This window comes from Frigoribacterium sp. CFBP 13729, assembly GCF_014841875.1.
Classification (GTDB): domain Bacteria; phylum Actinomycetota; class Actinomycetes; order Actinomycetales; family Microbacteriaceae; genus Frigoribacterium.
On record NZ_JACYUR010000003.1, the window covers coordinates 347,119 to 373,120 of the forward strand.

The 26,002-nt window shown below is 74.3% G+C and carries 29 protein-coding genes; 13 read left to right on the forward strand and 16 right to left on the reverse strand.

Annotated elements, in window-relative coordinates; translation table 11 throughout:
• Positions 1–23 precede the first annotated feature (23 nt).
• Positions 24–566: a MarR family winged helix-turn-helix transcriptional regulator gene (locus IFT77_RS12035; protein ID WP_192170103.1), complete on the forward strand. Its 543-nt coding sequence runs from the start codon at positions 24–26 to the stop codon at positions 564–566.
• Positions 567–601: 35 nt separating this feature from the next.
• Here the strand turns inward: IFT77_RS12035 and IFT77_RS12040 are convergent, their stop codons facing one another.
• Entirely contained in the window at positions 602–1,555 is a 954-nt protein-coding gene (locus IFT77_RS12040; protein ID WP_371741038.1) for a DNA-3-methyladenine glycosylase, read from the reverse strand.
• Between the two features lie 90 nt (positions 1,556–1,645).
• Between IFT77_RS12040 and IFT77_RS16560 the strand changes: the two genes are divergently transcribed.
• Both IFT77_RS16560 and IFT77_RS16565 read left to right on the forward strand, forming a co-directional pair.
• On the forward strand, positions 1,646–2,425 hold the full coding sequence (locus tag IFT77_RS16560) for a GntR family transcriptional regulator (protein ID WP_371741039.1): 780 nt from the start codon (positions 1,646–1,648) through the stop codon (positions 2,423–2,425).
• Positions 2,422–3,156 carry a sugar transferase gene (locus IFT77_RS16565; RefSeq protein WP_197980776.1) on the forward strand — a complete coding sequence of 245 codons (735 nt, stop codon included), beginning with the start codon at positions 2,422–2,424 and terminating at the stop codon, positions 3,154–3,156. The genes IFT77_RS16560 and IFT77_RS16565 overlap by 4 nt, the downstream gene beginning before the upstream one ends.
• 28 nt (positions 3,157–3,184) lie before the next feature.
• On the opposite strand, the gene IFT77_RS12055 is transcribed toward IFT77_RS16565, so the two are convergent.
• Together IFT77_RS12055 and IFT77_RS12060 are read right to left on the reverse strand one after the other, a co-directional pair.
• A complete protein-coding gene (locus IFT77_RS12055) occupies positions 3,185–3,838 on the reverse strand; it encodes a GntR family transcriptional regulator (protein WP_192040533.1) in 654 nt (217 codons plus the stop codon).
• A 5-nt stretch (positions 3,839–3,843) separates the two neighbouring features.
• Positions 3,844–4,560, reverse strand: a complete 717-nt coding sequence (locus IFT77_RS12060) for a GntR family transcriptional regulator (protein ID WP_192040532.1) — start codon at positions 4,558–4,560, stop codon at positions 3,844–3,846.
• 85 nt (positions 4,561–4,645) lie between these two features.
• Between IFT77_RS12060 and IFT77_RS12065 the strand changes: the two genes are divergently transcribed.
• The gene (locus tag IFT77_RS12065; protein WP_192040531.1) at positions 4,646–5,566 is read left to right on the forward strand and encodes a rhodanese-related sulfurtransferase; all 921 of its coding nucleotides are present in this window, start codon (positions 4,646–4,648) and stop codon (positions 5,564–5,566) included.
• Positions 5,563–6,048, forward strand: coding sequence for a pyridoxamine 5'-phosphate oxidase family protein (locus tag IFT77_RS12070; RefSeq protein WP_192040530.1), 486 nt, complete (start codon positions 5,563–5,565; stop codon positions 6,046–6,048). The genes IFT77_RS12065 and IFT77_RS12070 overlap by 4 nt, the downstream gene beginning before the upstream one ends.
• 44 nt (positions 6,049–6,092) lie before the next feature.
• Here the strand turns inward: IFT77_RS12070 and IFT77_RS12075 are convergent, their stop codons facing one another.
• A complete protein-coding gene (locus tag IFT77_RS12075; protein ID WP_192170104.1) occupies positions 6,093–6,710 on the reverse strand; it encodes a DUF4190 domain-containing protein in 618 nt (205 codons plus the stop codon).
• 138 nt (positions 6,711–6,848) lie between these two features.
• Between IFT77_RS12075 and IFT77_RS12080 the strand changes: the two genes are divergently transcribed.
• The 6 genes from IFT77_RS12080 to IFT77_RS12105 all read left to right on the forward strand — a co-directional run bounded on the left by IFT77_RS12080 (position 6,849) and on the right by IFT77_RS12105 (position 12,699).
• Positions 6,849–7,874: a 6-phosphofructokinase gene (locus IFT77_RS12080; RefSeq protein ID WP_123548256.1), complete on the forward strand. Its 1,026-nt coding sequence runs from the start codon at positions 6,849–6,851 to the stop codon at positions 7,872–7,874.
• A 100-nt stretch (positions 7,875–7,974) separates the two neighbouring features.
• Entirely contained in the window at positions 7,975–8,466 is a 492-nt protein-coding gene (locus tag IFT77_RS12085; protein ID WP_192170105.1) for an NfeD family protein, read from the forward strand.
• 133 nt (positions 8,467–8,599) lie between these two features.
• The gene (locus tag IFT77_RS12090) at positions 8,600–10,024 is read left to right on the forward strand and encodes an SPFH domain-containing protein (protein ID WP_123547445.1); all 1,425 of its coding nucleotides are present in this window, start codon (positions 8,600–8,602) and stop codon (positions 10,022–10,024) included.
• A gap of 27 nt (positions 10,025–10,051) precedes the next feature.
• Positions 10,052–11,023, forward strand: coding sequence for an MDR family oxidoreductase (locus IFT77_RS12095; RefSeq protein ID WP_192170106.1), 972 nt, complete (start codon positions 10,052–10,054; stop codon positions 11,021–11,023).
• A gap of 189 nt (positions 11,024–11,212) precedes the next feature.
• Positions 11,213–11,902 carry a GntR family transcriptional regulator gene (locus tag IFT77_RS12100; RefSeq protein ID WP_192170107.1) on the forward strand — a complete coding sequence of 230 codons (690 nt, stop codon included), beginning with the start codon at positions 11,213–11,215 and terminating at the stop codon, positions 11,900–11,902.
• Positions 11,899–12,699 carry an ABC transporter ATP-binding protein gene (locus IFT77_RS12105; protein ID WP_192170108.1) on the forward strand — a complete coding sequence of 267 codons (801 nt, stop codon included), beginning with the start codon at positions 11,899–11,901 and terminating at the stop codon, positions 12,697–12,699. Before IFT77_RS12100 ends, IFT77_RS12105 begins: the two co-directional genes overlap by 4 nt.
• A 52-nt stretch (positions 12,700–12,751) precedes the next feature.
• On the opposite strand, the gene hemL is transcribed toward IFT77_RS12105, so the two are convergent.
• From hemL to IFT77_RS12165, 12 genes are all read right to left on the reverse strand, one after another.
• On the reverse strand, positions 12,752–14,098 hold the full coding sequence (gene hemL, locus IFT77_RS12110) for a glutamate-1-semialdehyde 2,1-aminomutase (protein WP_192170109.1): 1,347 nt from the start codon (positions 14,096–14,098) through the stop codon (positions 12,752–12,754).
• Positions 14,098–15,087 carry a porphobilinogen synthase gene (gene hemB / locus IFT77_RS12115; RefSeq protein WP_133739101.1) on the reverse strand — a complete coding sequence of 330 codons (990 nt, stop codon included), beginning with the start codon at positions 15,085–15,087 and terminating at the stop codon, positions 14,098–14,100. Before hemB ends, hemL begins: the two co-directional genes overlap by 1 nt.
• A 92-nt stretch (positions 15,088–15,179) precedes the next feature.
• Positions 15,180–15,977, reverse strand: a complete 798-nt coding sequence (locus IFT77_RS12120) for a uroporphyrinogen-III synthase (RefSeq protein WP_192040522.1) — start codon at positions 15,975–15,977, stop codon at positions 15,180–15,182.
• The gene (hemC, locus tag IFT77_RS12125; protein WP_192170110.1) at positions 15,974–16,957 is read right to left on the reverse strand and encodes a hydroxymethylbilane synthase; all 984 of its coding nucleotides are present in this window, start codon (positions 16,955–16,957) and stop codon (positions 15,974–15,976) included. The genes IFT77_RS12120 and hemC overlap by 4 nt, the downstream gene beginning before the upstream one ends.
• A 4-nt stretch (positions 16,958–16,961) precedes the next feature.
• On the reverse strand, positions 16,962–18,185 hold the full coding sequence (locus IFT77_RS12130) for a ferrochelatase (RefSeq protein WP_192040520.1): 1,224 nt from the start codon (positions 18,183–18,185) through the stop codon (positions 16,962–16,964).
• The gene (hemQ, locus tag IFT77_RS12135) at positions 18,182–18,919 is read right to left on the reverse strand and encodes a hydrogen peroxide-dependent heme synthase (RefSeq protein WP_192040519.1); all 738 of its coding nucleotides are present in this window, start codon (positions 18,917–18,919) and stop codon (positions 18,182–18,184) included. The genes IFT77_RS12130 and hemQ overlap by 4 nt, the downstream gene beginning before the upstream one ends.
• A gap of 151 nt (positions 18,920–19,070) precedes the next feature.
• Positions 19,071–19,343, reverse strand: a complete 273-nt coding sequence (locus IFT77_RS17230) for a DUF3618 domain-containing protein (protein WP_192170111.1) — start codon at positions 19,341–19,343, stop codon at positions 19,071–19,073.
• Between the two features lie 71 nt (positions 19,344–19,414).
• Positions 19,415–19,864: a phage holin family protein gene (locus IFT77_RS12145; protein WP_371741040.1), complete on the reverse strand. Its 450-nt coding sequence runs from the start codon at positions 19,862–19,864 to the stop codon at positions 19,415–19,417.
• Entirely contained in the window at positions 19,861–20,112 is a 252-nt protein-coding gene (locus tag IFT77_RS12150; RefSeq protein ID WP_123547434.1) for a hypothetical protein, read from the reverse strand. Before IFT77_RS12150 ends, IFT77_RS12145 begins: the two co-directional genes overlap by 4 nt.
• Positions 20,113–20,317: 205 nt before the next feature.
• Positions 20,318–21,697 carry an FAD-dependent oxidoreductase gene (locus IFT77_RS12155; protein WP_192170112.1) on the reverse strand — a complete coding sequence of 460 codons (1,380 nt, stop codon included), beginning with the start codon at positions 21,695–21,697 and terminating at the stop codon, positions 20,318–20,320.
• Positions 21,698–21,710: 13 nt separating this feature from the next.
• A complete protein-coding gene (gene hemE, locus IFT77_RS12160) occupies positions 21,711–22,766 on the reverse strand; it encodes a uroporphyrinogen decarboxylase (protein ID WP_192170113.1) in 1,056 nt (351 codons plus the stop codon).
• A gap of 123 nt (positions 22,767–22,889) precedes the next feature.
• The gene (locus IFT77_RS12165; protein WP_192170114.1) at positions 22,890–23,933 is read right to left on the reverse strand and encodes an NADP-dependent oxidoreductase; all 1,044 of its coding nucleotides are present in this window, start codon (positions 23,931–23,933) and stop codon (positions 22,890–22,892) included.
• Between the two features lie 177 nt (positions 23,934–24,110).
• On the opposite strand from IFT77_RS12165, the gene IFT77_RS12170 reads away from it, so the two are divergent.
• A complete protein-coding gene (locus IFT77_RS12170; RefSeq protein WP_192170115.1) occupies positions 24,111–25,403 on the forward strand; it encodes a glutamyl-tRNA reductase in 1,293 nt (430 codons plus the stop codon).
• Positions 25,404–25,571: 168 nt separating this feature from the next.
• Positions 25,572–25,979 carry an NUDIX domain-containing protein gene (locus IFT77_RS12175; protein WP_192170116.1) on the forward strand — a complete coding sequence of 136 codons (408 nt, stop codon included), beginning with the start codon at positions 25,572–25,574 and terminating at the stop codon, positions 25,977–25,979.
• The last annotated feature ends 23 nt before the right edge of the window (positions 25,980–26,002 follow it).

The window sequence follows — 26,002 nt, forward strand, 5'->3', positions numbered from 1 at the left end:
ACCCCCGTCCCTACACTGGGCGAATGGCCGAGCGACTCTCCGACGACGAGTGGGCCGTCTGGGACGCCTTCTACTCGATGCGCCGGCGTCTCGACCGGGCCCTCGAGCTGAGGCTGCACGACGACTCCGGCGTCTCGGCGCCCGAGTACGAGATCCTCGTGGGCCTCGGCCGCAGCGACGACCGGCGGCTGCGGGTTCGCGACATCGCCGAGCAGATCGGCTGGGAGAAGAGCAGGGTCAGCCACCAGGTCACGCGCATGGAGAAGCGCGGCCTCGTGCGCCGCACCGACTGTGCGTCCGACGCCCGGGGCACCTGGGTCGAGCTCACCGCCGACGGCCGCCGGGCGATGCTCGCGGCGACCCGGGGGCACACCGCCGCGATCCGGCGCTACTTCGTCGGGGCGCTGGACGACGACGCCGCGACCCTCGAGTCGTTCTCGCGGCGCGTGCTCGAGGCCATCGGCGACGACGCGTCTCCCGACCACGCGACCTCGCACGACCACACCGCGTCGCCCGACCACGCCGCGTCGGGGGACGACCCCGGAGTCGTGGCCCGCGCCTCCTAGTCCGCACCCGGGCGGGATCGCGCCCACCGGGCGGCTCAGTGCCGGCGGTGGTCCTGGATCGTCATGCGGGGCCCGAACCTCGGCTTCGAGAAGCCGCTGGCCCCGATGAGCCGCACGACCCGCTCGCGGTGCCCGCGCCACGGCTCGAGCAGCTCGAGCATGCCGTCGTCGTCGACGGGCCGGCCGATCAGCGCCCACCCCACGAGGGCGGGGAGGTGGTAGTCGCCGACGCTCGGCGAGTCGGCGTCGCCCAGCGCGCGCTGCGTCGTCTCGGCCGACGTCCACACGCCCACGCCCGGCACCGAGCGCAGCCGGGCCTCGGCCTCGGGCCCGCCTCGGCCCAGGTCGACCACCCGCTCCAGCGAGGAGGCGACGGCACAGACCCGCATGACGGTCGCGGACCGCTGCGGCCCCACCCCTGCCCGGTGCCACTCCCAGCTCGGCACACGGCGCCACGTCTCGGCTGACGGCGGCACGACCATCCCCTCGGGAGCCGGCCCCGGGGCAGGGTCGCCGTGCGCCCGGACGAGCTGGCGCCAGGCGCGCCACGCCTCGGTGCTCGTCACCTTCTGCTCGAGGACGGCCGGCACGAGCACCTGCACCACCTGTCGGCCACGGGTGAGCCGGAGCCCGGGCGACCGCCGGCGGGCCTCACGGAGGAAGGCGTTGCCGGAGACGTCGAGGCCGCCCCAGTCGTCGCCGTGGCCGAGCAGCTCGGGGACGCCCTCGATCAGCCACTCGGCACCCGGGCCCCACGCCGTCGCGCGCACCTCGGACCGTCCGCCCGCGAGGCACAGCGTGCCGGGACCGGAGGGCGTGCGGACGGCACGCCACACGCGCCCGCCCTCGACGCGCCAGGCGGGGTCGCCCGCTCCCCTCGCCAGCGTCCGGAGGGTCGCGAGGACGTCCACGGGGTCGGCCGGTCGGTAGACCGTCTCGACCGGTCGGAGGGGGGCGGCGCCGACGGACGCCTCGGGGACCAGGACCACCCGGCGATGGTAACCCGCGCCTCCGTCAGCCCTGGTGGTCTCGTACCTACGTGTGATATTTTGCGTACTCCACATTGGAGGAACATGCCTGTGCCGGCCTACGCCACCCGCCATCCTCGACGTCTGCTCCGCGACCTCACGTTCGAGACGATCCGCGACGCCATCGTCGACGGCACCCTGACCCCGGGCGAGCGGCTCTTCGAGGACGACCTCGCCGCGTGGCTCGGCGTCTCCAAGACGCCCGTGAAGGAGGCCCTGGCCCGGCTGTCCGCACAGGGCCTCGTCCAGATCGAGGCCAACCGCTTCACCCGCGTCGCCACCGCGGACGACCTCGACCTGCTCGACACGCTCGAGCTGATCGGCGTCCTGCACGGCGAGGCCGTCCGGTCGTTGCCGCGCACCGTCTCCGAGGGCGCCGCCCAGCGCGCCGACCGGGCGCTGGCCGTCCTCGACGCGGGCCCGACCTGCCTCGGCCTCGTCGAGGCCAGCGGGGCGTTCCTCGAGCTGGCCCGGAACCCGCTCGTGAGGCGGGCGGCCGAGCCCCTCGACATCCGGGCCGCGTTCCTGTGCCGCCACCTCGCCGTCGACTGGTCGCGCGCCTCCGTCGCAGGCCACCTCGGCGACCTGGGCAGGTCGTTCCGCACCCGCGACTGGCCGAGCGCCGCCGACGCGCTCCACCGCGTCTTCCGCCGGTCGTCGCTGCACGAGGCGATCGTGCCCCGCCCGTCCGCGACGCTGTCCGTCACCGGCCACTCGGCCGGCGCGGCCCCGGCCCCCGTCGCCCCGACCGGCACCTCCCCGTCGGTCACCGACCAGACCGACGTCGACCCGATCGGCACCCGGCCCCGCATCCCGGCGGTGCGCCGGTGACCGCCACCCTGTCCACGACGCGCCGCGGGGCGACGAGCGACGCCACGGGAGACGGCCACCTCGCGCGGTCGTCGACGTCCCGACGGCACACCGGCGACGCCCGCCCGCCACGACCGATCGAGGCCCCGGCCCGTCGGGGCGCGGCCCGGCGCGGCAAGCGCGTCGTCGACGCGGTCGCGGCCCTCGTCGGCCTCGTGGTCCTCCTCCCCCTGCTCCTCGTCGTCGGCCTCGCGGTCCGCCTCGACAGCGGCGGCCCCGCGCTCTTCCGTCAGCAGCGCACGGGTCTGCACGGGCGCGAGTTCTCGATGCTGAAGTTCCGCTCGATGCGTGCCGAGCAGTGCGCACCACCTGAGGGGCGGCACGACGGGGCCGGCCCGCTGTTCAAGCTCCATGCCGACCCCCGGGTCACCAGGGTCGGCCGGGTCATCCGCCGCTACTCGATCGACGAGCTGCCCCAGCTGGTGAACGTCCTGCGGGGCGAGATGAGCCTCGTCGGCCCGCGTCCCGCGCTGCCGTGCGAGGTCGCCCTCTACGACGACCGGGCACGCCAGCGGCTCCTCGTGCTGCCCGGCCTCACGGGCCCCTGGCAGGTCGGCGGTCGCTCCGACCTCGACTGGGACGCGAGCCTCGCCCTCGACCTCGGCTACGTGCACCACTGGACGGCGGCGACCGACCCCGTGCTGCTGCTCCGCACGGTCGGCGCGGTGCTGCGACCGGTCGGCGCCTACTGACGCAGGAGCCCGCACCGGCGCGGCGCCCTCAGGCCGTCGCCACCACCCGTCGGGTGAACTGCGACACGGCGTCGCCCCAGGCGTCGGCGTCCCGCGCGACCAGGGCCGCGACCGACGACGCCGCGAAGTCGTCCCACGCGCACAGCTCGACGACGCAGCGACGCGACAGCAGGCCGTGGGCGAGCCGCAGCTCGGCCACGTCGAGGGCGGACGCCACGACCTCGCTCGGCGACCTCGCGGCGAGCCCGCCGACCGCCAGGCCGAGGCAGCACAGCAACGCCCCGGTGACAGGACGGCCGGAGGCGCGTCGCACCAGGGGCCGGACGGCCGCCACGCTCGAGACGACGTCGTCGAGGGAGCGCGCGTCGAGCCGCGGCAGCACCCCCACGGCGGCCGCCCGGTGCAGGGCGGCGACGGCCGACGCGCTGTCCCTCAGCCACGAGCCGTCGGGGTCTCGCACCCTCGTGTAGCGGTTCGCCGACAGCTCGACGAGACCGACGCCGCGCAACCGGTCGAGGGCGCTGCGGATCGGCGTGCGGGAGACCCCGAGCCAGGCCACGAGCTCGTCGTCGTGGAGGTGCTCGCCGGGCTCGAGGGTGCCGTCGACCACGGAGTCGCGGAGCACGCGGAACGCGTCCTCGCTGAGCAGCCGTCGGTCGTCGACCCCCGGGGCGAGGTCCACGCCGCTCACCGTCGCCACCAGGACGACCGCGGGGCCTCGAGGGCGGGTCGTGACGCGGCCGTCCGCCGTGCGAGACCGTCCAACGCCGACCGCAGGAGGCGGGGGTCGCCCGCCCGCACCGCCGCGTCGACCTCGTCGAGGCACGCCTCCAGCGGACCGACGTCGAGGCCCCGCCCGAGCGCGGCGGCCTGGTGTCGCAGCCGGGCGCCGAGGTCACGGAGGAGCTGCTCCGTGACCTCGGGCAGCCCGTCGCCCTCCAGGTGCGCCACGCAGGCGAACGCGGCGTCGACGACGGCCCGAGACTCGGCGACTCCCGGGCTCGGCGACTCGCGGAACGCCGCGAGGGCGTCGGCGCAGCGCGCGAGCGACCGGCGGGCGTCCCGCGACCGTTCCGGGGAGAGGAACCCGTGCCCGGCGCGCGGCAGGTCACGCCAGAGCGAACAGAGCGCCACGACGAGATCGGGGACGACGGCGGGGCGGAGCCGGGCCACGCGCGTCCAGCGCTGCGGGGCCGCCTCCACGAGGCCGATCCGCTCGAGCCGGACGAGCGCGGTCCGGATGGGAGTGCGCGACACTCCCGACCAGGCCTCGAGGTCGGCGTCGCGCAGTCGCGAGCCCGCCGGCAGGTCTCCCGAGACGATCGCGGCCAGCAGCCTGTCGTGGACCTCGTCCTTGTGCAGACGCCGGGCGATGACCCGACGTCGTTCGAGCGGAACGGGCACGGCGCCTCCTCGTGTGTGGCACATGGCGTGTACAACACCAGGGCACAGATGCCCTGTCGGCGATCCCGTCGACTACGATCCAGCGGTGTCCGTCTCGAAGATCGTCCTGTTCTACGTGTTCGTGCCGCTGGCCGACCCCGACGCCGTGCGGCTCTGGCAGCGCGACCTGGCCGAGTCGCTCGGCCTCCGGGGCCGGGTGCTGCTCTCGCCGGACGGCGTGAACGGCACCCTCGGCGGCGAGATGTCCGACGTGGCGCGCTGGCTCCGCAAGACCCGGGAGTACGTCCCCTTCCGCGACCTCGACGTCAAGTGGAGCGACGGGGGCGCCGACGACTTCCCGCGGCTCTCGGTGAAGGTCCGCGACGAGGTGGTGACGTTCGGCGCACCCGACGAGCTGGTCGTCGACGGGTCGGGCGTCGTGGGCGGCGGCACGCGCCTCACGCCCGAGGAGCTGCACGAGCTGGTCGCGCGCGAGGACGTCGTCTTCCTCGACGGCCGCAACGAGTTCGAGTCGCGGATCGGCCGGTTCCGCGACGCCGTCGTGCCGGACGTCGCGACGACCCGCGAGTTCGTGGCCGAGCTCGACAGCGGCCGGTGGGACCACCTCAAGGACGAGACCGTCGTCACGTACTGCACGGGCGGCGTGCGCTGCGAGGTCCTCAGCTCGCTGATGGTCTCTCGGGGGTTCGGCCGGGTCTACCAGCTCGACGGCGGCGTGGCGCGCTACGGCGAGCGCTACGGCGACGACGGCCTGTGGGAGGGGTCGCTCTACGTCTTCGACCGGCGCGGGTCCGTCGAGTTCAGCGACCACGCCGCCGTCGTCGGCCGCTGCTCCGTCTGCGGCGAGGCGACCAGCCGGATGCAGAACTGCTCCGACCTGCAGTGCCGCGAGCAGCTGGTCGTGTGCGAGCCGTGCGCGGGACGCGACGTCGTCCTCTGCGACCCGCACCGCGCCTCCGGCGACCGGACGCCTCCCCGGGCCCCCGGCGTAGCGTCTCCCGCATGACTGAGACCAACGACATCTCCCGCGTCGCCGAGGTGCTCGACGCCGGGCGCATCGGCATCCTGACCACCCGCAGCGGCCACGGCCGCCTCGTGAGCCGACCGCTCGCGATCGTCGACCGCGACTTCGACGGCAAGGTGTACTTCTTCACCCGCGACCCCTCCCCCAAGGTCGACGACATCAAGGCCCACCCGCAGGTCAACGTCGCCGTCGAGACCGGCAAGGGCTGGCTCTCGCTCGCCGGCGAGGCCTCGGTGACGAAGGACTCCGCGCTGGTCGACGAGTTCTGGACGGCCGGCGCCGAGGCGTGGTTCGACGAGGGACGTGACGACCCCACCGTCGCCCTGATCGAGGTCGACGTCGACACGGCCGAGTACTGGGTCAGCAACGAGCCGAAGGCCGTGACCCTGCTGAAGTACGCCAAGGCGGCGCTGACGGGTGGGCACCCGAAGAACGTGGCGGACACGGGCACCGTCCAGCTCTAGCCAGGGTGCCGGGCAGCGCTCGGCGCACCCCGACGGGCGCACGGTCAGCCGCAGGTGACCGTGCGCCCGTCCGCGTCGACGTAGTCGCCCGGGCCGAGCTGCGCACAGGTCGACGAGAGCTGCGTCACGTAGTCGACGGCCGAGATGCCCCACACGAGGCTCGCGACGATCACCACGCCCGAGAGGACCATGCCCGCCAGCGCCAGGGTCGGGGCGTGGCCCGCCTGTCGGGACCTCCGCGCCGAGACCAGCCCGAACACGAGGCCGAGGGGCGCGGCGAAGACGCCGAAGACGACCGAGGCGATCGCGAGCCCGCGTCCCGGGTCGTCGCTGCGGGGAGGCCGGCTGTCCCAGAGGTCGTCGTCGTCGAACGACGTGAAGTACGAGCCCTGGCCGCCTGCGGCGTGGGGCGAGGACGAGGAGGCGCCGGCCGACGAGCTCGTCGGCTGCGGTGCCCAGAGGCTCGCCTCGTCCGACGGGGCCGGCGCCGGGGCCGGGGGCCAGGCCACCTCGGGCACGGCGGCGGCCTCGTGGCGGGCCCGCGCCTCCTGGTGCAGGGTCGGAGGCGGCCCCACGACGGACTGCCCGCGCTGCTCGCCCGGCACCGGCCGTGCGAACCGCGCCCACGGCGACGGCGGCCGCGGCGGGGGATGGTCGGTCATGCACCGAGGGTAGTACGCCGACTCGTGCTGCCGACTGTGCGGGCGCGGGCGTGCAGGGACCCGCGCACGCAGCCCCGTGCGCCATGATGGGACGCACCTCGGCCCGACCCCGGGCCCGACATGCGACGGAGCGACACGATGCGGATAGGGATCCTCACCAGCGGCGGCGACTGCCCCGGACTCAACGCGGTCATCCGAGGGGCGGTGCTGAAGGGGACGCAGATCCACGGCCAGGAGTTCGTCGGGTTCCGCGACGGCTGGCGCGGGGTCGTCGACGGCGACGTCATGCCCCTCACCCGCAAGGAGATCCAGGGCATCGCGAAGCAGGGCGGCACGATCCTCGGCACGAGCCGCACCAACCCCTTCGAGGGCGCGGGCGGGGTCGAGCGCATCACCGAGAACCTCGAGCGCTTCGGCATCGACGCCATCATGGCCATCGGCGGCGAGGGCACCCTCGCGGCCGCGAAGCGCCTGACCGACGCCGGCCTGAAGATCGTCGGCGTCCCCAAGACCGTCGACAACGACCTCGGCGCCACCGACTACACCTTCGGCTTCGACACCGCCGTGCAGATCGCGACCGACGCCATGGACCGCCTGCGCACCACCGGCGACTCGCACAGCCGCTGCATGGTGGCCGAGGTGATGGGCCGGCACGTCGGGTGGATCGCCCTGCACTCGGGCATGGCCGCCGGCGCGCACGCCATCCTCATCCCCGAGCAGGCCACGAGCATGGACCAGATCGTGGCGTGGGTGCAGTCGGCCTACGACCGCGGGCGCGCGCCGCTGGTCGTCGTCGCCGAGGGCTTCGTGCCCGACCACGAGAGCGACGCGCACTCCGAGCGCGGCCTCGACGCGTTCGGCCGCCCCCGCCTCGGCGGCATCGGGGAGGCGCTGGCGCCGATCATCGAGGAGCGCACGGGCATCGAGACGCGCGCGACCACCCTCGGCCACATCCAGCGCGGCGGCACCCCCACCTCCTACGACCGCGTGCTCGCGACCCGCCTCGGCATGGCGGCCAGCGACTCGGTCGTCGAGGGCCGCTGGGGGCGCATGGTCGCCCTGCGCGGCACGGACATCGTGCACGTGTCGTTCGAGGAGGCGCTCGACAGCCTGAAGACCGTGCCGCAGCACCGCTACGACGAGGCCGCGATCCTCTTCGGCTAGGGCGCGGGTCGCTCCTCCCCCGGGGTCGCGAGGCATCCGTCCGTCCGGGCTCCGCCGCGCAGGCGATGCGCGGCGCCTCCGGACCTGTCAGTCTCGACGCATGATCACGTTCATCGTCGTGGGGGCGGTCGGGCTCGTCGTCCTCCTCGCCAGCATCGTCGTCGGCGACCTGCTCGACCTTCTCGACGTCGGCGACGGCCTCGTCTCGGGCGTCGCGCTCGGCGCCGCCCTGTCGATCTTCGGGCTGGCCGGGCTCGTGACCACCCAGGCCGGTCTCGACACGGTCTGGACCTACGTGGTCGCCGTGCTCGTGGCGGCGGCCGTGCTCGTGCTCGTGCAGCTCTTCGTCCGCCGGGTCACCCGGCGCGAGAGCGGCGGCCACTGGTCGCCCGTCGGCTTCACCGGCACCACGACCGAGGCGACCACGCCGAGCGGCGGCGAGGTCCGCCTCGACGACGTCCGCGAGCTCGAGCGGCGCCTCGCCTACAGCGACGCCCCGATCGCCCGGGGGGTCCGCGTCCGGGTCGTGGCCGAGACCGGGCCCCGCGTGCAGGTCGAGCCCGTCGACCCGGCGGGCCCGGTCGCCCCGTAGGCCCGTCGTCCCGTAGCCCTCGCCGCGCCGCAGCCGCCGGCCCACCTCGCCGCACCGGCGCACCCCGACAAGCACCGTTCCCGCCCAGCACCGCTCCAGCCCTGCACCACCCCGCCCCTTGGAAGGAAGCCCTGTGGACTTCATCACCGGAAACACCAGCGTCGTCGCGGTCGTCGTCGCCGTCGTCATCGTGCTCGCCCTGCTGTCGTTCGTCGCCAGCCGCGTGCGCCGCGTCCCGCCGAACGAGGCGCTGATCGTCGTCGGCCGCGGGGCCGAGCGCTCCGAGGGCGGCGGCATCTCGAGCCCGCAGAAGGTGATCATCGGCGGGCGCACGTTCGTCTGGCCGATCTTCCAGGAGGGCTTCACGCTCTCGCTCGAGCAGTACCAGACCCCGGTCGAGGTGCAGGCGATCGACGCCAACTACATCCGCACCGCCGTCAAGGCCACCGTCAACTTCAAGGTGACCGGCACCGAGGACGGCGTCCGCCGGGCGGCCCAGCGCTACCTGCTGCAGCAGCAGCAGCTGCCCGTGATCGTCCAGCAGTCGCTCGAGGGCTCGATCCGCGGGCTCATCGGCGGCCAGCCGGTCGACGACCTCGTCAAGAACTTCTCGCGCCTCGCCGCGGACGCCGTGAACGAGACGAAGGGCGAGCTCGCCGAGCTCGGCCTGCAGATCGAGACCATGAACATCCGCGAGATCGAGACGCCCGGCAGCACGTACCTCGCCGACCGCGGACGCGCGGAGGCGGCGGTCGCCAAGCAGAACGCCGACGTGGCCGAGGCGGAGGCGGAGCGCATCGCGGCCCTGGCCCGCATCGGCAACACGCAGCAGACGGCCGAGCGCCAGCTGCAGCTCGACGTGCGCCAGGCGCAGATCAAGGCCGAGACCGACCGGGCCAACGCCGAGGCGTCGGCCGCGGGCGAGCTGGCACGCGCCACGCAGGACAAGCTCGTCGCCGAGCAGGAGAGCATCGCCGTCGCCGAGCAGGCGAAGGTCAACCAGGAGCGCCTCAACATCGACGTGCGCCAGCCGGCCGAGGCCGCCGCCTACGCCTCGGTGCAGAACGCCGAGGCCGAGCGCGACGCGGCCAACGCCGCCGTCGAGGCCGAGGCCTTCCGCCGCACCCAGCTGGCCGACGCCGCCCGTGCGGCCGCCGAGAACGAGGCCGCCGCCGTCGAGGCCGCCGGTCGCGCCGAGGCTGCCGCGATCAGGGCGAAGGGCCTCGCCGAGGCCGAGGCCGTCGACGCGCTGGCCGAGGCCCAGGGCAAGTTCGGCCAGGCGGCGCTCGCGTCGCAGGTCATCTCGCGCCTGCCCGAGATCGCCCGCGAGATGGCCGCCCCGATGGGCAACATCGACGCCCTCACGGTCGTCTCGACCGACGGCGCGAACCAGCTCACGAAGTCGGTCGCGAACAACATGACCCAGCTGCAGGACGTCGTGAAGGCGACCACCGGGCTCGACCTCGTCGGCGCCCTGGGCGGGTTCCTGGGCGCCCAGTCCGGCGCGTCCGCCGCCGCGTCCCCGCGCACGACGACGCCGCCGGTCGACCAGCCGTAGGGCGCCGAGGCCGCGTAGCGTGACGGCATGCGTGCCGTCGTCGTCGAGAAGGGTCGGCCTGCTGCCCTGCAGCAGGTCGACCGGGCCTTCCTCGGGCAGGGAGACGTCGTCGTCGACGTCGCCTGGTCGAGCCTGAACTACAAGGACGGCATGGCCCTCTCGGGCGATCCCGGCATCGTGCGGACGAGTCCCCTCGTGCCCGGCATCGACCTCGTGGGCACCGTCGCCGAGTCGTCCTCCCCCGACTGGTCGCCGGGCGACCAGGTGCTGCTCAACGGCGCCGGCATCGGCGAGGGCCGCCACGGCGGCTACGCCGAGCAGGCCGTCGTCGACGGAGCGTCGCTCGTCGCCGTGCCGGAGGGGATCTCGCCCCGGCAGGCCGCCGCCGTCGGCACGGCCGGGTTCACCGCGATGCTCAGCGTCCTGCGTCTCGAGCGCGATGTGCGACCGGCCGACGGCGACGTCGTCGTGACCGGCGCCGCCGGCGGCGTCGGGTCGGTGGCGATCGCGTTGCTGAGCGGTCTCGGGTACTCGGTCACCGCCTCCTCGGGACGGGCCGACGAGCAGCGCGACTACCTGACGTGCCTCGGCGCCTCGAACGTGATCGACCGCGGCGAGCTCGACCAGCCCGGCCGCCCGGTGCAGTCGGCCCGCTGGGCCGGCGGGGTCGACTCCGTCGGCAGCCACACCCTCGCGACCGTGCTCGCGCAGACGGCCTGGGGCGGCACGGTCACCGCCTGCGGGCTCGCCCAGGGCAGCGACCTGCCCACGACGGTGCTGCCGTTCATCCTGCGCGGGGTCTCGCTGGTGGGCGTCAACTCCGTCGACGCCCCCGTCGAGCTCCGCCGCGAGGCCTGGCGGCGCCTCGCCGCCGACCTCGACCTGGGGCTGCTCGACGAGCTCACGACCGAGATCGCGCTGGCCGACGTGGTCGACCACGGTCCGCAGATCGTCGCGGGGTCCGTGCGCGGCAGGATCGTCGTCGACGTCCGCCGCTGACCTGCCGGGGGCCGCGTCGCTGTGGTCCCCGTCCAGGCACCGCCGCTAGGCTCGCATGATGTATCGGAATGTCCGATGCGTCCCCGCAGCACCCCCAGCACTCTGCAGCACCCCGCCCACCACGGCGGCACAGCGCCAGGCACAGGGAGCCACGCCGTCCGCCCCTTCCCTCGACATGGAGCAACCCGGATGCCGATCCCGAAGACGACCGACCAGCCGCAAGCACCCCGTCGCCTCCTGCGCGACGTCGTCTACGACAAGATGTTCGCGGCGATCATCGACGGCACCCTCGAGTTCGGGGAGCGCCTCAACGACGACCAGCTCGTCGCCTGGCTCGGCGTCTCCCGCACCCCCGTCCGCGAGGCGATCGCGAAGCTGGCCGAGCAGGCGCTCGTCGACATCGAGGCGAACCGGTACACCCGCATCGTCGACCCCACCTTCGACGAGTTCGTCGACACGATGGACGTCGGCTACGCCGTCTGGTCGCTGCTGCTCGAACGTGCCGTGCCGAAGCTCACCAGCGCCCAGCGCGACGAGATCGTCCGCCTCCTCGACGCCCGTGCGGACGCCTTCGCCGCCGAGCAGGACGAGGACGTCGCGGGCATCGTCCGGATGAACGCGATCCTCCTCGAGGCGGCGGCGAGCTCGTCGCTCGTCCGCCTCTGGGCCAGCGGCGGGCCCCGCCTCCTGCTGCTCTCGCGCCGCCCGGTCGCGAACGCGGTCTTCGACCACGCGCAGGCCCGCGCCTTCACGGTCGAGCTGCGCGACGCGGTGCGCGACGGCGACGCGGACGCGGCGGCCGCGGCCGTCCGCCTCCAGCCGTCCCGCCTGCAGGGCTGGTTCGACGCCGTCCGCGAGGCGGGCGTCTACCGGGCATGACGTCGAGCGCGTCGCGCCCCGTGCTCGACGTGCGTTCCGTGCGGGTCGTGCGCCAGGGGCGCGACCTGCTCCACGACGTCTCGCTCCGGGTGCGTGCCGGCGAGCACTGGGCCCTCCTCGGTCCGAACGGCGCCGGCAAGACGACCTTGCTGGCGCTCTGCGGCGCGCAGGGCCATCCGACCTCCGGCACCGTCGACGTGCTCGGCCGGCGCCTCGGCCGGGTCGACCTCCGTGAGCTGCGCCAGCACGTCGGCCACGTCGACCCCCGTCACCGCATGCTCGGGGACAACACCGTCCGCGAGGTCGTCCTCACCGGAGCGACGGGCAGCAGCGACCCCGCGATGCGGTGGTCGCCGACCGCCGTCCAGGAGGCGCGTGCCGACCTGCTGACCGCCTCCGTCGGCCTCGGGGCGCGCCGCGACAGCCGCTGGAGCGTCCTCTCCCAGGGCGAGCGCGGCCGGGCGCTCATCGCCCGAGCGCTGCTGGTCGAGCCGGCTCTGCTGCTGCTGGACGAGCCGGCCACCGGCCTCGACGTCGCCGCCCGCGAGCACCTGCTCGACACCGCCGACGCGCTCCGTCGAGAGCGCCCCGAGAGCGCGTCGGTCACGGTCACGCACCACCTCGAGGACCTGCCGGCGAGCACCACCCACGCGCTCCTCCTGCGCGACGGGCGCGTCACGGCGTCGGGCACGGCCGAGTCCGTGCTCACGTCGGAGCTCGTCTCGGCGGCCTTCGACCACCCGCTGACGATCGATCGCGTCGACGGGCGCTGGCTGGCTCGGGCGCGCCGCGGCTGACCGGCTCGCGGCCCGCGCCGCTCGGCCCCGCGCCGCTCGGCCCGCCCCGCGGCTACGCGCCGGGGGCCGTGGCCGCCGCGGCCGCCCGCGCCGCAGCCGGCACGGCGTCGAGGATCCGCGACACCGTCGCGTCGTCGTGCGCGGCGGTGACGAACCACGCTTCGTACACCGAGGGAGGCAGGGCCACCCCGGAGTCGAGCATCGAGTGGAAGAACGCCGGGTACCGCCAGGTCTCCTGTGCCCGCACGTCGTCGTAGTCCCGCGGCGGGGTCGCCGTGAAGGCGAACGAGAACAACGAGCCCGCGTGCTGGACGCTGTGCTCGACGCCCTCGGCCGACAGGGCCGCGGAGACCTCGCGCGACAGCGTGTCGGCCACCGTGTCGAGCCGGGCGTAGATCTCCGGGGTCGCCAGGCGCAGGGTCGCGATGCCCGCCGTGACGGCGACGGGGTTCCCGCTGAGCGTGCCGGCCTGGTACACGGGGCCGGTCGGGGCCAGGTAGTCCATCACCTCGGCGCGGCCGCCGAGCGCGGCGAGGGGCATGCCGCCGCCGATCACCTTGCCGAAGGTGACGAGGTCGGGCTGCCAGCCGGCGCCGTCGGGCACGACCTTCGACGCCTCGAGGCCCCACCAGCCGGCCGGGCCGACGCGGAAGCCCGTGAGCACCTCGTCGACGATCAGCAGCGCGCCGTGGCGGCTCGTGATCTCGGACAGGCTGCGGTTGAAGCCACGGTCGGGCGCGACCACACCCATGTTGGCGGCCGCCGCCTCCACGATGACCGCCGCGATGCGCGGGCCGTGCTCGTCGAACACGGCGCGGACGGCGTCGAGGTCGTTGTAGGGCAGCACCAAGGTCTGGGCCGCCGTCTCGGCGGTGATGCCGGCCGAGCCGGGCATCGAGAGCGTGGCGACGCCGGACCCGGCCTCGGCCAGGAGCGAGTCGGAGTGGCCGTGGTAGTGGCCGGCGAACTTCACGAGCAGGTCGCGACCGGTGTACCCGCGGGCCAGGCGGATGGCCGTCATCGTGGCCTCGGTGCCGGTCGACACCATGCGGATCTTGCCGATCGGGCGGGCGTCGCCGACGGCCACGCGCTCGCGCACCAGCTCGGCGAGCTCGGTCTCGGCGGGCGTCGACGCGCCGAACGACAGGCCGCGGGCCGCCGCCGCCTGCACCGCGCGCACCACCTCGGGGTGGGCGTGCCCCAGGATCGCGGGGCCCCACGAGGCCACCAGGTCCACGTACTCGCGGCCCTCGGCGTCGGTCACGTGCGGGCCCTTGGCCCCCACGAGGAACCGGGGCGTGCCCCCGACGCTGCCGTAGGCGCGCACCGGGGAGTTCACGCCGCCCGGGATCGACTGCTTCGCGCGGGTGAAGAAGTGCTCGTTGGCGTGGTCGCCCATCAGATGTCTCCCTTGCGCAGGCGGGTGGCCAGCTCGGTGGCCCAGTAGGTGAGGATCGCGTCGGCACCGGCGCGCTTGATCGACAGCACGCTCTCGTACGACGCGGCGTCGAGGTCGATCCAGCCGTTCGCGGCGGCGGCGTGCATCATCGAGTACTCGCCGCTGATCTGGTACGCCCAGACGGGCACCGGGCTCATCGCCGCGGTCTCGGCCAGCACGTCGAGGTAGCTCATCGCCGGCTTGACCATGACGATGTCCGCGCCCTCGGCGATGTCGAGCTCGACCTCGCGGATGCCCTCGCGACCGTTGGCCGCGTCCTGCTGGTAGGTGCGCCGGTCGCCGACGAGCGTCGACTGCACCGCCTCGCGGAAGGGGCCGTAGAAGGCCGAGGCGTACTTGGCCGCGTAGGCGAGCAAGGCCGTGCCGCCGAAGCCGGCGTCGTCGAGGGCCTCGCGGGCCGAGCCGATCTGGCCGTCCATCATGCCGCTCATGCCGATCAGCTGCGAGCCGGCCTCGGCCTGCACCACGGCCATCTCGTCGTAGCGGACGAGGGTCGCGTCGTTGTCGACCGAGCCGTCGGCGGCGAGCACGCCGCAGTGGCCGTGGTCGGTGAACTCGTCGAGGCAGAGGTCGGTCTGCACGACTAGGGCGCCCTGCGCGGCGTCGACCGCCACGCGCGTCCCGACGTTGAGGATCCCCTCGGGGTCGGTGGCGCCCGACCCGACCGCGTCCTTCTCGAGCGGCACGCCGAACAGCATGACGCCTCCCACCCCGGCCGCGGCCGCCTCCTCGACCGCACGCGGCAGGCTCGAGAGGCTGTGGTGCACGACGCCCGGCATCGAGCTGATGGCGACGGGCTCGTCGATGCCCTCGCGCACGAACATCGGCAGCACGAGGTCGGCCGGGTGCAGGCGGGTCTCGGCGGTCAGGCGGCGGAGGGCAGGGGTGGCGCGCAGCCGGCGGGGCCGCACGCGGGGGAACTGGGACATGGTCCTTCTCGGGTCGTCGATGGTCGTCGATGTCGGGACCCCGGCACGGTCGAGCCGAGGAGGCGCGGTGCGGGCACCGCGGGAGGGTCGCGTCAGCGACCCCCTCCGTACGCGTCGTCGAGGTCGGCCGTGCCGCCCGCGACGGCGTTCTCGACCACCGCCTCCACCAGGGCCGCGGCGGAGCGCGTCTCGGCGATGAGGTGGACGGGCAGCCCGGCCGCACGGGCGTCGAACGCCGTGCGCGGGCCGATGCAGGCGACGACCGTGTTCTCAGGCAGGGGCGCCAGCTGGGCGGCGATCTGCCGTGCGACGCTGCCCGACGTGACGAGCAGCACGCTGATGTCGCCGGAGGCGACGTCGCGCACCACGTCGTCGGTGACGGGCACGCCGACGGTGCGGTACGCCGAGACGAACTCGGCGTCGAAGCCCCGGGCGGACAGGCCGGCGACCAGGGTCGGCTCGGCGATGTCGGACTGGGGCACGAGCACGCGCCCGGCGACGAGCTCCGACGGCCACTCCTTGACGAGGCCGCGGGCGGAGTTGTCGCCCTCGGGGACGAAGTCGACGTGGTAGCCGGCGAGCGTCAGGGCTGCGGCGGTCGTCTCTCCGACGGCGGCGATGCGCGTCGCGGGGATGGGCCGGATCCCGTTGCCGACGAGCACGTCGACGGTCGTGGCGCTGGTGACGACGAGCCACTCGTAGACGCCCGCCTGCAGTCGCGCCAAGGCGGCGGCGAGCAGCTCGGGCGTCTCGGCGGGCGCGAAGTTGATGAGCGGCGCGATGACGGGCGCCGCGCCGTACGAGCGGAGGGACGCCGAGACGCCGTCGCCCCACTTGCCACCGCGCGGCACGAGGACGCGCACGCCCTTGAGCGGCTTGGCGGCGGTCACGACGCGCTCCCCAGGGGGTCCCCGCCCGAGGGCCCGCCGCCGATGGGCGCGAGCTCGGCCGCGCCGAGCTCGAGCAGCTCGTCCACGACGCGGCCGGCCACCTCGTGGACGTCGGCGAGCTGGGCCGTGACGGGCCCCTCCTCGAGCGACACCGCGTGCGACGAGCTGATGCGGCGCGAGCCGTCGGGGCTGTAGACCGTGGCGCTGAGCAGCAGCAGGCCGGCGTCGACGACGGCGGTCGCGCCGATGGGCGCCGAGCAGCCGGCCTCGAGCCCGGCGAGCACCTCGCGCTCGGCGGTGACGACGAGACGGGTCTCGACGTGCTCGATGGCTCGGAGCCCACGGGCCAGGTCGTCGCTGGGGTCGCCCTCGCGCACCTCGACCGCGAGCGCTCCCTGGCCGGGGGCGCTGGGCCACGGGCCGAGGCCGAGCAGGTCGGTCACCGAGGTCGAGCGGCCGAGACGGCCGAGGCCGGCGGCGGCGAGCACGACGGCGTCCAGGTCGTCCTCGAGGCGACGGAGGCGGGTGTCGACGTTGCCGCGGATCGGCACGACCTCGAGGTCGGGACGCCGGGCGAGCAGCTGGGCCACGCGACGCGGCGAGCCGGTGCCGACCTTCGCGCCCTGCGGCAGCGTCTCGAGGGTGAGGCCGTCACGGGCGCAGAGCGCGTCGCGGGCGTCGGCCCGGCCCGGGATCGCCCCGATGTGCAGACCCGGGTGGGAGGCGGTCGGCAGGTCCTTGAGGGAGTGCACCAGCACGTCGCACTCGTCGGCGAGCAGCGCCTCGCGCAGCGCGCTCGCGAACACGCCCGTGCCGCCGAGCGAGAGCGACTCGCCCGTCGCCTGGGTGCGGTCGCCCTCGGTGTGCACGCGGACGAGCTCGACGTCGTGGCCGGTCGCGACCGCGAGGCGCTCGGCGACCGTGGTGGACTGCGCGACGGCCAGCGCGCTGGCCCGGGTGCCTACTCGGAGTGTCGCCACGCTCCTACGGCACCAATCCCGAGACGGCGGGCTTGAACCCGAGGCGCACGTTCTCGCAGCAGCCCGGGCGGCACACGTCGTACCAGGGCCCGATGTCGGTGAGGTGCGGACGGTCGTCGACGGGCGTGCCCTCGACGCGCTCGAGGACGAGGTCGACGAGGCCGGTCACGTAGTTCGGGTCGATGCCGGGGGTGGGGGTGCGCGTGGCCCAGAAGCCGTTCTTCTCGCTGGTCTCGAGCGCCTCCTCGTCGAGGTCCCACATGACCTCCATGTGGTCGCTCACGAAGCCGAGCGGCACGATGACGACGGCACGCGTCGGGCCGCCGGCGAGGTCGTCGATGGCGTCGTTGATGTCGGGCTCGAGCCACGGCATCGAGGGCGGGCCGCTGCGCGACTGGTAGACGAGCTGCCACGGCACGGTGGTGCCGCCGCCGGCGGGCAGGTCCAGCCCGAGACCGGCCTCGGCCGCGGCCATGACGACCTCGGCGACGGCCTTGTGCTGGGCCGCGTACGCGCCCTCGTCGTCGAAGCCGCGCGCCTCGGGACCGCTGCGGGCGGCGTCGGTCGACGGGATCGAGTGCGTCGCGAAGAGCACCTGCACCTCGGTCGCGAGGTCGAGGTCGGCGTTCTCAGCGCGGGCCTTCTCGAGGCCCTCGCGCACGCCGTCGATGAACGGCTGGACGAAGCCGGGGTGGTCGAAGAACTGACGCACCTTGTCGATCATGATCTTGCCCTCGAGCCCGGTGGCCTCGAGCGCCATCGCGAAGTCCTCGCGGTACTGGCGGCACGAGCTGTAGGACGAGTAGGCGCTGGTCGCGACCGCGATGAGCTTGGTGAAGCCGCGCTCGTCGGCCTCGCGCACGGCGTCGGCCATGTACGGGTCCCAGTTGCGGTTGCCCCAGATCACGGGCAGGTCGATGCCGCGCCGCGACAGCTCGCCCTCGAGGGCGGCCTTGAGCTCGCGGTTGTGCTCGTTGATGGGGCTGACGCCGCCGAAGTGGCGGTAGTGCGTCGCGACCTCCTCCAGGCGCTCCTCGGGGATGCCGCGGCCGCGCGTGACGTTGCGGAGGAACGGGATGACGTCGTCCTGGCCCTCGGGCCCGCCGAAGCCGGCGAGGAGGATCGCGTCGTAGTCGGTGGGCACGCTGACGTGCTCGGGCCCCTGCGCTGCGGCGGGGGTGGCAGCCCGGACGAGCTGGCCGTTGGTGATGCCGGTGGTGTCGGTCACGACAGGACCTCGATGATCTCGGTGGTGGTGATGCGACGGCCCGTGTAGAACGGGATCTCCTCGCGGACGTGTCGGCGGGCCTCGGTGTAGCGGAGGTCGCGCATGAGGTCGACGAGCTGCACGAGCTCGGGAGCCTCGAGGGCCAGGATCCACTCGTAGTCGCCGAGGGAGAAGCTGGCCACCGTGTTGGTGAGCACGGCGCGGTGCTCGGAGCCCTGCTTGCCGTGGTCGGCGAGCATCTGACGGCGCTCGGCCTCGGGCAGCAGGTACCACTCGTAGCTGCGGACGAAGGGGTAGACCGTGAGCCACGCCTCCGGTTCTTTGCCGCGCATGAACGCGGGGCTGTGGCTCCGCGAGAACTCGGCGTCGCGGTGCATGCCCATCGCGTTCCAGGTCGGCAGCAGGCCGCCGAGGACGTCGGTGCGCAGGAGGCGGCGGTACGCCGACTGGATCGCCTCGGGGACCTCGCCGTGCAGCCAGATCATGACGTCGGCGTCGGCCCGGAGGGCGCTGACGTCGTAGAAGCCGCGGACGACCACGCCCTCGGAGGCGAGGGCCTCGACGAGCTCGTCGAGCTGCGCGACGTCCTCGTGCTCGGGGGCGTACGGGTTCTGGGGGTCGCGTCGGAGGACTGCCCAGAGGGTGTACCCGAGGCGCTCGGCGCCGGGGCGCTCGGCAGGAGGGGAATCGGACGTCGGCAGCTCGGGGACTGGCGAGTCGGCGCTGTGACTCATGGAGCCATTCTCCACCTGTGCGGGCTGGGAGCCCAACCAGGTTGCGACGTCGTCGAGCGATCTCCGGCCGGTCGCCCGGGGGCCGTCCGGCGGGGGCCGTCGGACGGGCTCGCGGCCGGGCTGTCGGTCAGGGCGACCGGACGGCCGCCGGTCAGCGCGACCGGACGGCCGCGACGACGACGCCCGCGAGCGCCAGCGCGGCGACGCCGGCACCCGCGACCCAGGGCAGCGGGTCGCGCGAGAACGACGACTTCGCGCGGTGGCCCGCGATCCCGAGCTGCTTGGGGACGTTGAGCTTGTCCTCGAGCTCGTTGAGCGTGGCGGCCAGCTCGGCACGGGTGCGGTCGATGTGTGCCTGGATGTCGCTGCCGTCGTTCTTGTCGGCCTTGTCGATGCTGTCGTTCTTGGCGGTGCTGTCGCTCACGGGGTCTCCGATCGGTGCGGGCGGGGAGGAGGGGTCGAGCGGGGCTCGCAGGGAGTCGCGGAGGCGGCGGCTCAGAACTCGGTGACGTCGTGCCCCGGGATGGTCCCGACGCCCTTGACGGCCTTGAGGTCGCGCTTGAGGCTCGCGATCGTCTTCTCCGGCACGGCCGGGAGGCCCTTCTTGATGCTCCTGTAGCCGAGGAACGCCAGCAGGGCGGCGACGACGAGGAGCACGAAGGCCACGATCAGCGCCGACAGCCAGCCGGGCAGCCAGATCGCGATCAACAGAACGATGCCCGTGAGCAGCACCCCGAGCATGGCGAAGACGAAGACCAGCGCGCCGACGAGGAACCCCGCGCCGATGCCGAAGGCCTTGAGCGTGCCGATGATCTCGTACTTGAGCAGGGCGAGCTCGCCCTTGACGAGGTCGGTGACCAGGCTCGGGACGTCCTGGACCAGGGCGAAGAACGAGCGCGACTTCGAGCCGCGTCGGACCTTGTCGCTCCGGGTGGAGTCGGTCACTTCTTCTTCTTCCCGCCTCCGACGGCCTTGACGGCCACCGTCTTCACGCCGTTGACGACCGCGTCGACCGCGTCGGCGGCCTTGGCGCCCGCGAAGTCCTCGGCCTTGACGACCTGCCGCTGCACGGCGCGGCTGTTCCACAGCTTCGACGAGTTCGCGGCGATCTGCTCGTAGCGCTCGTGGCCGGCGCGAGCGCCCAGCACGAATCCGACGGCTGCTCCGGCGACGAAGATCAGTTTGCCTCGCATGTCGCTCCATTCATGTGTGGGGGCGCACGGACCGGTGCCCGATGCGCTGTCCCAATGTAGCCCGGTGCCGCCCGCCGCCGCCCGGACGCGCCCGTGCTCGGCCGCCGCGCCGGTCGAGTTGCCCCGAACGGCTGTCCTGGGGCCTCCCGCGCGACCGTTCGGGGCGACTCGAGAGCGAGCGCGAGTGCGAGCTCGGGCGACCAGGTCAGCGGGCGACGAGCTCGGCGGCGACGCGACGCGCGTGGGCGATCACGGCGGCGAGCCCCCGACCGGCCACGGCGCCGCCGACGCGGACGACGCCGTCGGGCAGGGACGAGGAGGCGCCCGCCGCCTCCTGCGGGAGGGGCGCGGACCACTCGACGCGCGCCGCGTCCTCGACCGTGGCGGGGTCGAGCGACAGCCCGAGCAGCACCGACGCGTCGGCGAGCGCCGTGGAGCGCAGGTCGTCGTCGCTCGTGGCCGCCGTGACGACCGGGGAGTCGTAGCTGAGCCGGAGGACGTGCCGACCGTCGGCCCGCTCCGCGAGCCACGGCCACTTCGCCGTCGCGTGGGTGAGCGCCTTGGCGCGCACGCCGTCGGCGCCGGGCGCGACGAGCACCCCGGTGCCGCGGGGCGCCGCGTCGAGGCGGTCGTCGCGCAGCACGAGCGTGGCCAACGTGATGAGTCCTGCAGCGTGGGCGGGTCGTCCGCCGAGCACGCGTCCTGCGCCGTCGCCGACCGCGAGCACGACGACGTCGGCCTCGAGGCGCTCGGGTGTCGCCCCGTGCTCGTCGTGCGCGACGTCGTCGCTGCCGGTCAGCGTCACCGAGCGGGCGTCGAGCACGGCGACGTGGGCTCCCCGCCGCACCTCGACGCCGAGTCGGTCGAGCTCGGCGACCAGCGCCTCCGCCAGGCTGGCCATGCCGCCGCGCAGCCCGGCGACCGCGGACCCCGCCGGCGCGAGCGCGCGCACGCTGAGGACGGCCGCGGCCAGCGAGCCCTCCCGCCGCAGCGCCGCCCGGAGGCCGGGGGCGACCCGGTCGACGGAGAGCAGGTCGGGGTGCACGGAGTGGACTCCGCCGATGATCGGGGTGACGAGCCGGTCGAGCACGGCGACGCCCATGCGGACGCGGACGAGGCCGCCGACCGAGGTCTCGTCGGCTCCGACGTCGCCCGGCGCCGCGTCGAGCCGCGCCGCCTCGGCCGTGCCCGCCGCGCCGACGACCGCGACGACGTCGTCGGCCGTCAGGTCGCCGGGGATGCCGAGCAGGCCCGTGCGGGGCAGGGGGAAGGCCTGTCCGGCGCCGTGCTGCACCCAGGCCCCGCGCGGGTCGGGCAGCACGACGTCGCCGCCGAGCCCGAGCTCGTCGAGGTACGCCTGCACCGTGCCGCCGCGGGTCGCGAAGCTCTCGGCGCCGGCGTCGAGGGGCAGGCCGCCGACGACGTGGCGGCCGACCTCGCCGCCGAGCCGGTCCGAGGCCTCGACGAGCGTGACGGCGACGCCGGCCGCCGCGAGGTCGCGCGCGACGACGAGGCCGGCGACGCCGCCGCCCACCACGAGGACGCGCTGCGTGGCCGCCCCGGAGGAGCGGGTCGCCTCGGTCACGGTCGCGCGCCTCCTACAGGGTGTGGGCCAGTGCGACGATGCGGGTCAGCACGTCGGGGTCGGTGTCGGGTCCGACGCCGTGGCCGAGGTTGAGGACGTGCGCAGGTGCGGCACGGCCACGGCGGACGACCTCGCGGACGTGCGCCTCGAGCACCGGCCACGGCGCCTGCAGCATCGCGGGGTCGATGTTGCCCTGGACGGGCACGTCGCCGCCGAGTCGCCGCGAGGCCTCGTCGAGCGGGATGCGCCAGTCGACCCCGACGGCGTCGACCCCGACGCCGTGCATGGCGCTCAGCACCTCGCCGCTGCCGACGCCGAAGTGGATGGTCGGGACGTCGAGGTCGGCGACGTGCGACAGCGCGCGGGCCGAGAACGGCGCCACGTGCTGCTCGTAGTCGGACAGCGACAGGCTGCCGACCCACGAGTCGAAGAGCTGGGCGGCGCTGGCCCCGGCGAGCACCTGGGCTCGGAGGAACGCCCCGGTCACGTCGGCGGCCCAGCCGAGCAGGGCCTGCCAGGTCTCGGGGTCGCTGTGCATGAGGGCGCGGGCGCGGATGTGGTCCTTCGACGGGCCGCCCTCGACGAGGTAGGCCGCCAGCGTGAAGGGGGCGCCGGCGAAACCGATCAGGGGGGTGTTGTCCAGCTCGGCCACGGTGCGGGCGACGCCCTCGGCGATCGGGGCCAGCGCCTCCTGCTCGAGGGGACGCAGCGCGGCGACGTCGTCGGGCGTGCGGATCGGCTGGTCGAGCACGGGACCGCGCCCGGCGACGATGTCGACGCCGACCCCCGCGAGCTTGATCGGCACGACGATGTCGCTGAAGAAGATGCCGGCGTCGACGCCGTGCCGACGGACGGGCTGCAGGGTGATCTCGCTCGAGAGCGCCGGGTCGAGGCAGGCGTCGAGCATCGCCGTGCCGACGCGCAGCGCGCGGTACTCGGGCAGCGAGCGGCCGGCCTGGCGCATGAACCAGACGGGCAGCACCTCGGGCCGGTCGCCGCGCAGGGCACGGACGAGGGACGAGGAGGCGGTGCGGCCGGAGAGGAGCGGGTGCGTGTCGGGCAGGGTCACGTGCCCCAGTGTCCCACCCGCCCGCTGGGCGGCGCCGGGATCGAGGTGACGCGGCCGAGGGGTGCGCGTCGGACGCACTCCCCCGGAGCGTCACCTCGATGTCAGCTCGAGGTCAGACCGAGGTCAGACCGCGACGACCATCTTGCCGACGTTCTCGCCGCGCATCAGGCCGGTGAACGCGTCGAAGGCCGAGTGGATGCCCTCGACGACGGTCTCGTCGTGCACGACCTCGCCGGCCGCGAGCCACGGGCCCATCTCGGCCTGGAACGCCGGAGCGACGTGGCGGTAGTTCCCGAGCGTGAAGCCCTTGAGCATCAGGCCGCGGGTCACGATGTTCGTGGTGCCGGTGATGCCGACGGGCGCGCCGGTCGCGTTGTAGCCGGCGATCGAGCCGCAGAGCGCTGCCCGGCCGCCGTCCTTGAAGCTGGCCAGCGCGGCCGACAGGTGGTCGCCTCCGACGTTGTCGAAGTAGAGGTCGATGCCGTCGGGCGCGGCCTCGGCCAGCAGCTCGGCGACGTCGCCGTCCTTGTAGTTGAACGCGGCGTCGAAGCCGTACTTCGAGGTGAGCAGCTCGACCTTCTCCGCACTGCCGGCGCTGCCGACCACGCGGGAGGCGCCCTTGAGACGGGCGATCTGGCCGACCATCGTGCCGACCGCGCCCGCGGCGCCCGAGACGAAGACGACGTCGCCCTCGCGGATGCCCGCGATCTCGGTCAGCCCGACGTAGGCCGTGAGGCCGGTGAGGCCGAGCACGCCGAGGTAGGCGGAGAGCTCGACGCCGGGCGCCGGCTCGACGGCCCGGAACGACGAGGAGGCGCCCTGCGCGACGTCGCGCCAGCCCAGGTCGTGCTGCACCACCGTGCCGACGGGCAGGTCGTCGGAGGCGGACGCGACGACCCGGCCGATCGCGCCGCCCGTCATCGTCTCGCCGAGGGCGAAGGGCGGCACGTACGACTTCACGTCGTTCATCCGGCCGCGCATGTACGGGTCGACCGAGAGGAACTCGTTGGCCACGCGCACCTCGCCCGCCGCGAGCGCGGGCAGCTCGACCTCGACCTCGCGGACGTCGTCGGTGGTCGGCTCGCCGTGCGGGCGGGCGACGAGCTGCCACTGGGTGCTCGTGGCGGTGCTGCCGGCGTCGGTGGTGCGGGTGGTGCCTTCGGTCATGGTGGTGCTCCTCTGGTCGTGCGGGGCCCCGGTGATGCGAGGCCGTCTGCCAGGCTGACAGGCGCCTCCTGAACGCGCGCTGCGGAATGTGCAGCCTGTGCACGGATCGCCTGTGCACAGCCTCGACATCGAGGCAACCCCCGGGTTCGACCGGCGCATGAGAGTTATCATCGACGGGTGCTCATCTGCCTCACGGCGTCCCACCGGAACGCCAGCTTCGACCTCCTCGAGAAGTTGAGCATCGGCGCACCCTCCGCGGCGAGCACCCTGGTCGACGCGAACGACTTCGTGGGCGGGGCCGTCGTGCTCGCGACCTGCAACCGGTTCGAGGCCTACGTCGACGTGGAAGAGCCGCTGACGGCCGCCGCCTCCGTCGCGGTCGAGGCCACCATCAGCACCATGAGCGAGGCCAGCGGCATCGAGGCCGACGAGATGCGCGACAACGTCCGCGTCATCACCGGCGACGAGGTCGTCGAGCACCTGTTCGCCGTGAGCTCGGGCCTCGAGTCGGTCGTCATCGGCGAGGACGAGATCTCGGGCCAGGTCCGCCGGGCCCTCGAGGCCGCCCGCATGCGCGGCACGACGTCGCGTGACCTCGAGCGGCTGTTCCAGAAGGCGTCCCAGACCTCGCGCGGGGTCAAGAACCGCACCAACGTCGGCGGAGCCGGGCGCTCGCTCGTCCGCCTCGCCCTCGAGCTCGCCTCGTCGCGGGTGACCGACTGGTCGCAGGCGCGCGTGCTCATCGTCGGCACCGGCCAGTACGCCGCCACCACCGTGGCCGCGCTGCGCGACCGGGGCGGGGCCGACCTCGCCGTGTTCTCGGCGTCGGGCCGCGCCTCCTGGTTCGGGCTCAAGCACGACCTGCGCCCCTTCGACGACCTGGCCGAGGCCATCTCGTGGAGCGACGTGCTCATCACCTGCACCTCGACCCCCGAGCCCGTCGTCGTGCCCGAGGTCGTCGACGCCTCGCGCCGCCTCGTCATCGACCTCGGCCTGCCCCGCAACGTCGACCCCCTCGTCGCCCGCGTGCCCGGGGTCGAGCTTCTCGACCTCGAGACCATCAGCCTGCACGCCCCGATGGCCGAGCTGACCGCCGCCGACGACGCCCGCGCACTCGTCTCGAGCGCCGCCGCCGAGTTCCACGCCGTCGCGGCCGAGCAGTCGCTCACCCCGGCCGTCGTCGCGCTGCGCCGCCACGTCTTCGACCTGCTCGACGCCGAGATCGAGCGCGCCCGGTCGCGCGGCGACTCGTCCGAGCGCACGGAGTCGGCGCTGCGCCACCTGGCCGGCGTGCTGCTGCACACCCCGTCGGTCCGGGCCCGCGAGCTCGCCCGCGAGGGGCGCGGCGAGGAGTTCCGCGACGGCCTCGAGTCGCTGTTCGGCCTGACGGACACCCGGGCCGCCGCCGTCGAGCCAGCCGTGCTGCGCCCTGCCGACGACGAGCGGCTCCGTCACCGCGACGTCGGCTGAGCCTCCCCTCGCACCTCCGCTCTGCCCTGCTCTTCCTACGCGTAGTCTGCGCGTGATCCGGTGGTGAGGGCCTCGAGACAGCAGCAAGTCGGGGTGCGCCAGCGCAGAACACTCGCGTCTTGAGGGGCGTGTCGCGAGCACCGCTCCGTGATGCCCGAGGATGGGGGGATGGACCCGATCGTCGTCAGTGCCCTCGTGCTGGTGCGCGACCGGCGCCTCCTCATGGTCACGGCTCGCGGACGCGACGTGCTCTACCTCCCCGGCGGCAAGCAGGAGGCAGGCGAGACCGGCGAGGACGCCCTCGTCCGCGAGACCCGCGAGGAGGTCGGCCTCGAGCTCGACCGCTCGTCGCTCCGCGAGCTCGGCACCGTCCGGACCCAGGCCCACGGCGAGCCCGAGGGGCGCGAGGTGCACATGCGCCTCTGGTCGGCGAGGCCGACGGACGCCGGAGCCGAGCCGTCGCCCTCGGGCGAGATCGGCGCGCTGCACTGGGTCACGTCGGCGGACGCGCACCGGTGCCCTCCAGCCGGCGTCGAGACCCTGCGCGTCGTGGTCGAGCTCGACCTGGTCGACTGAGCTGCGCTCGCCCCCGGGCCCGC

Excerpts from the sequence above, each read along its gene's own strand:
- hemL (WP_192170109.1), bottom strand. The coding sequence starts at position 14,098 with ATGGGCGACCACGCCAACGAGCACTTCTTCACCCGCGCGAAGCAGTCG.
- hemQ (WP_192040519.1), bottom strand. The coding sequence starts at position 18,919 with ATGAGTCACAGCGCCGACTCGCCAGTCCCCGAGCTGCCGACGTCCGAT.
- IFT77_RS12150 (WP_123547434.1), bottom strand. The coding sequence starts at position 20,112 with ATGCGAGGCAAACTGATCTTCGTCGCCGGAGCAGCCGTCGGATTCGTG.
- IFT77_RS12100 (WP_192170107.1), top strand. The coding sequence starts at position 11,213 with ATGCCGATCCCGAAGACGACCGACCAGCCGCAAGCACCCCGTCGCCTC.
- IFT77_RS12165 (WP_192170114.1), bottom strand. The coding sequence starts at position 23,933 with ATGACCGAAGGCACCACCCGCACCACCGACGCCGGCAGCACCGCCACG.
- IFT77_RS12080 (WP_123548256.1), top strand. The coding sequence starts at position 6,849 with ATGCGGATAGGGATCCTCACCAGCGGCGGCGACTGCCCCGGACTCAAC.
- IFT77_RS12085 (WP_192170105.1), top strand. The coding sequence starts at position 7,975 with ATGATCACGTTCATCGTCGTGGGGGCGGTCGGGCTCGTCGTCCTCCTC.
- IFT77_RS12070 (WP_192040530.1), top strand. The coding sequence starts at position 5,563 with ATGACTGAGACCAACGACATCTCCCGCGTCGCCGAGGTGCTCGACGCC.
- IFT77_RS12175 (WP_192170116.1), top strand. The coding sequence starts at position 25,572 with ATGGACCCGATCGTCGTCAGTGCCCTCGTGCTGGTGCGCGACCGGCGC.
- IFT77_RS12105 (WP_192170108.1), top strand. The coding sequence starts at position 11,899 with ATGACGTCGAGCGCGTCGCGCCCCGTGCTCGACGTGCGTTCCGTGCGG.
- IFT77_RS12035 (WP_192170103.1), top strand. The coding sequence starts at position 24 with ATGGCCGAGCGACTCTCCGACGACGAGTGGGCCGTCTGGGACGCCTTC.
- IFT77_RS12075 (WP_192170104.1), bottom strand. The coding sequence starts at position 6,710 with ATGACCGACCATCCCCCGCCGCGGCCGCCGTCGCCGTGGGCGCGGTTC.
- IFT77_RS12095 (WP_192170106.1), top strand. The coding sequence starts at position 10,052 with ATGCGTGCCGTCGTCGTCGAGAAGGGTCGGCCTGCTGCCCTGCAGCAG.
- hemB (WP_133739101.1), bottom strand. The coding sequence starts at position 15,087 with ATGTCCCAGTTCCCCCGCGTGCGGCCCCGCCGGCTGCGCGCCACCCCT.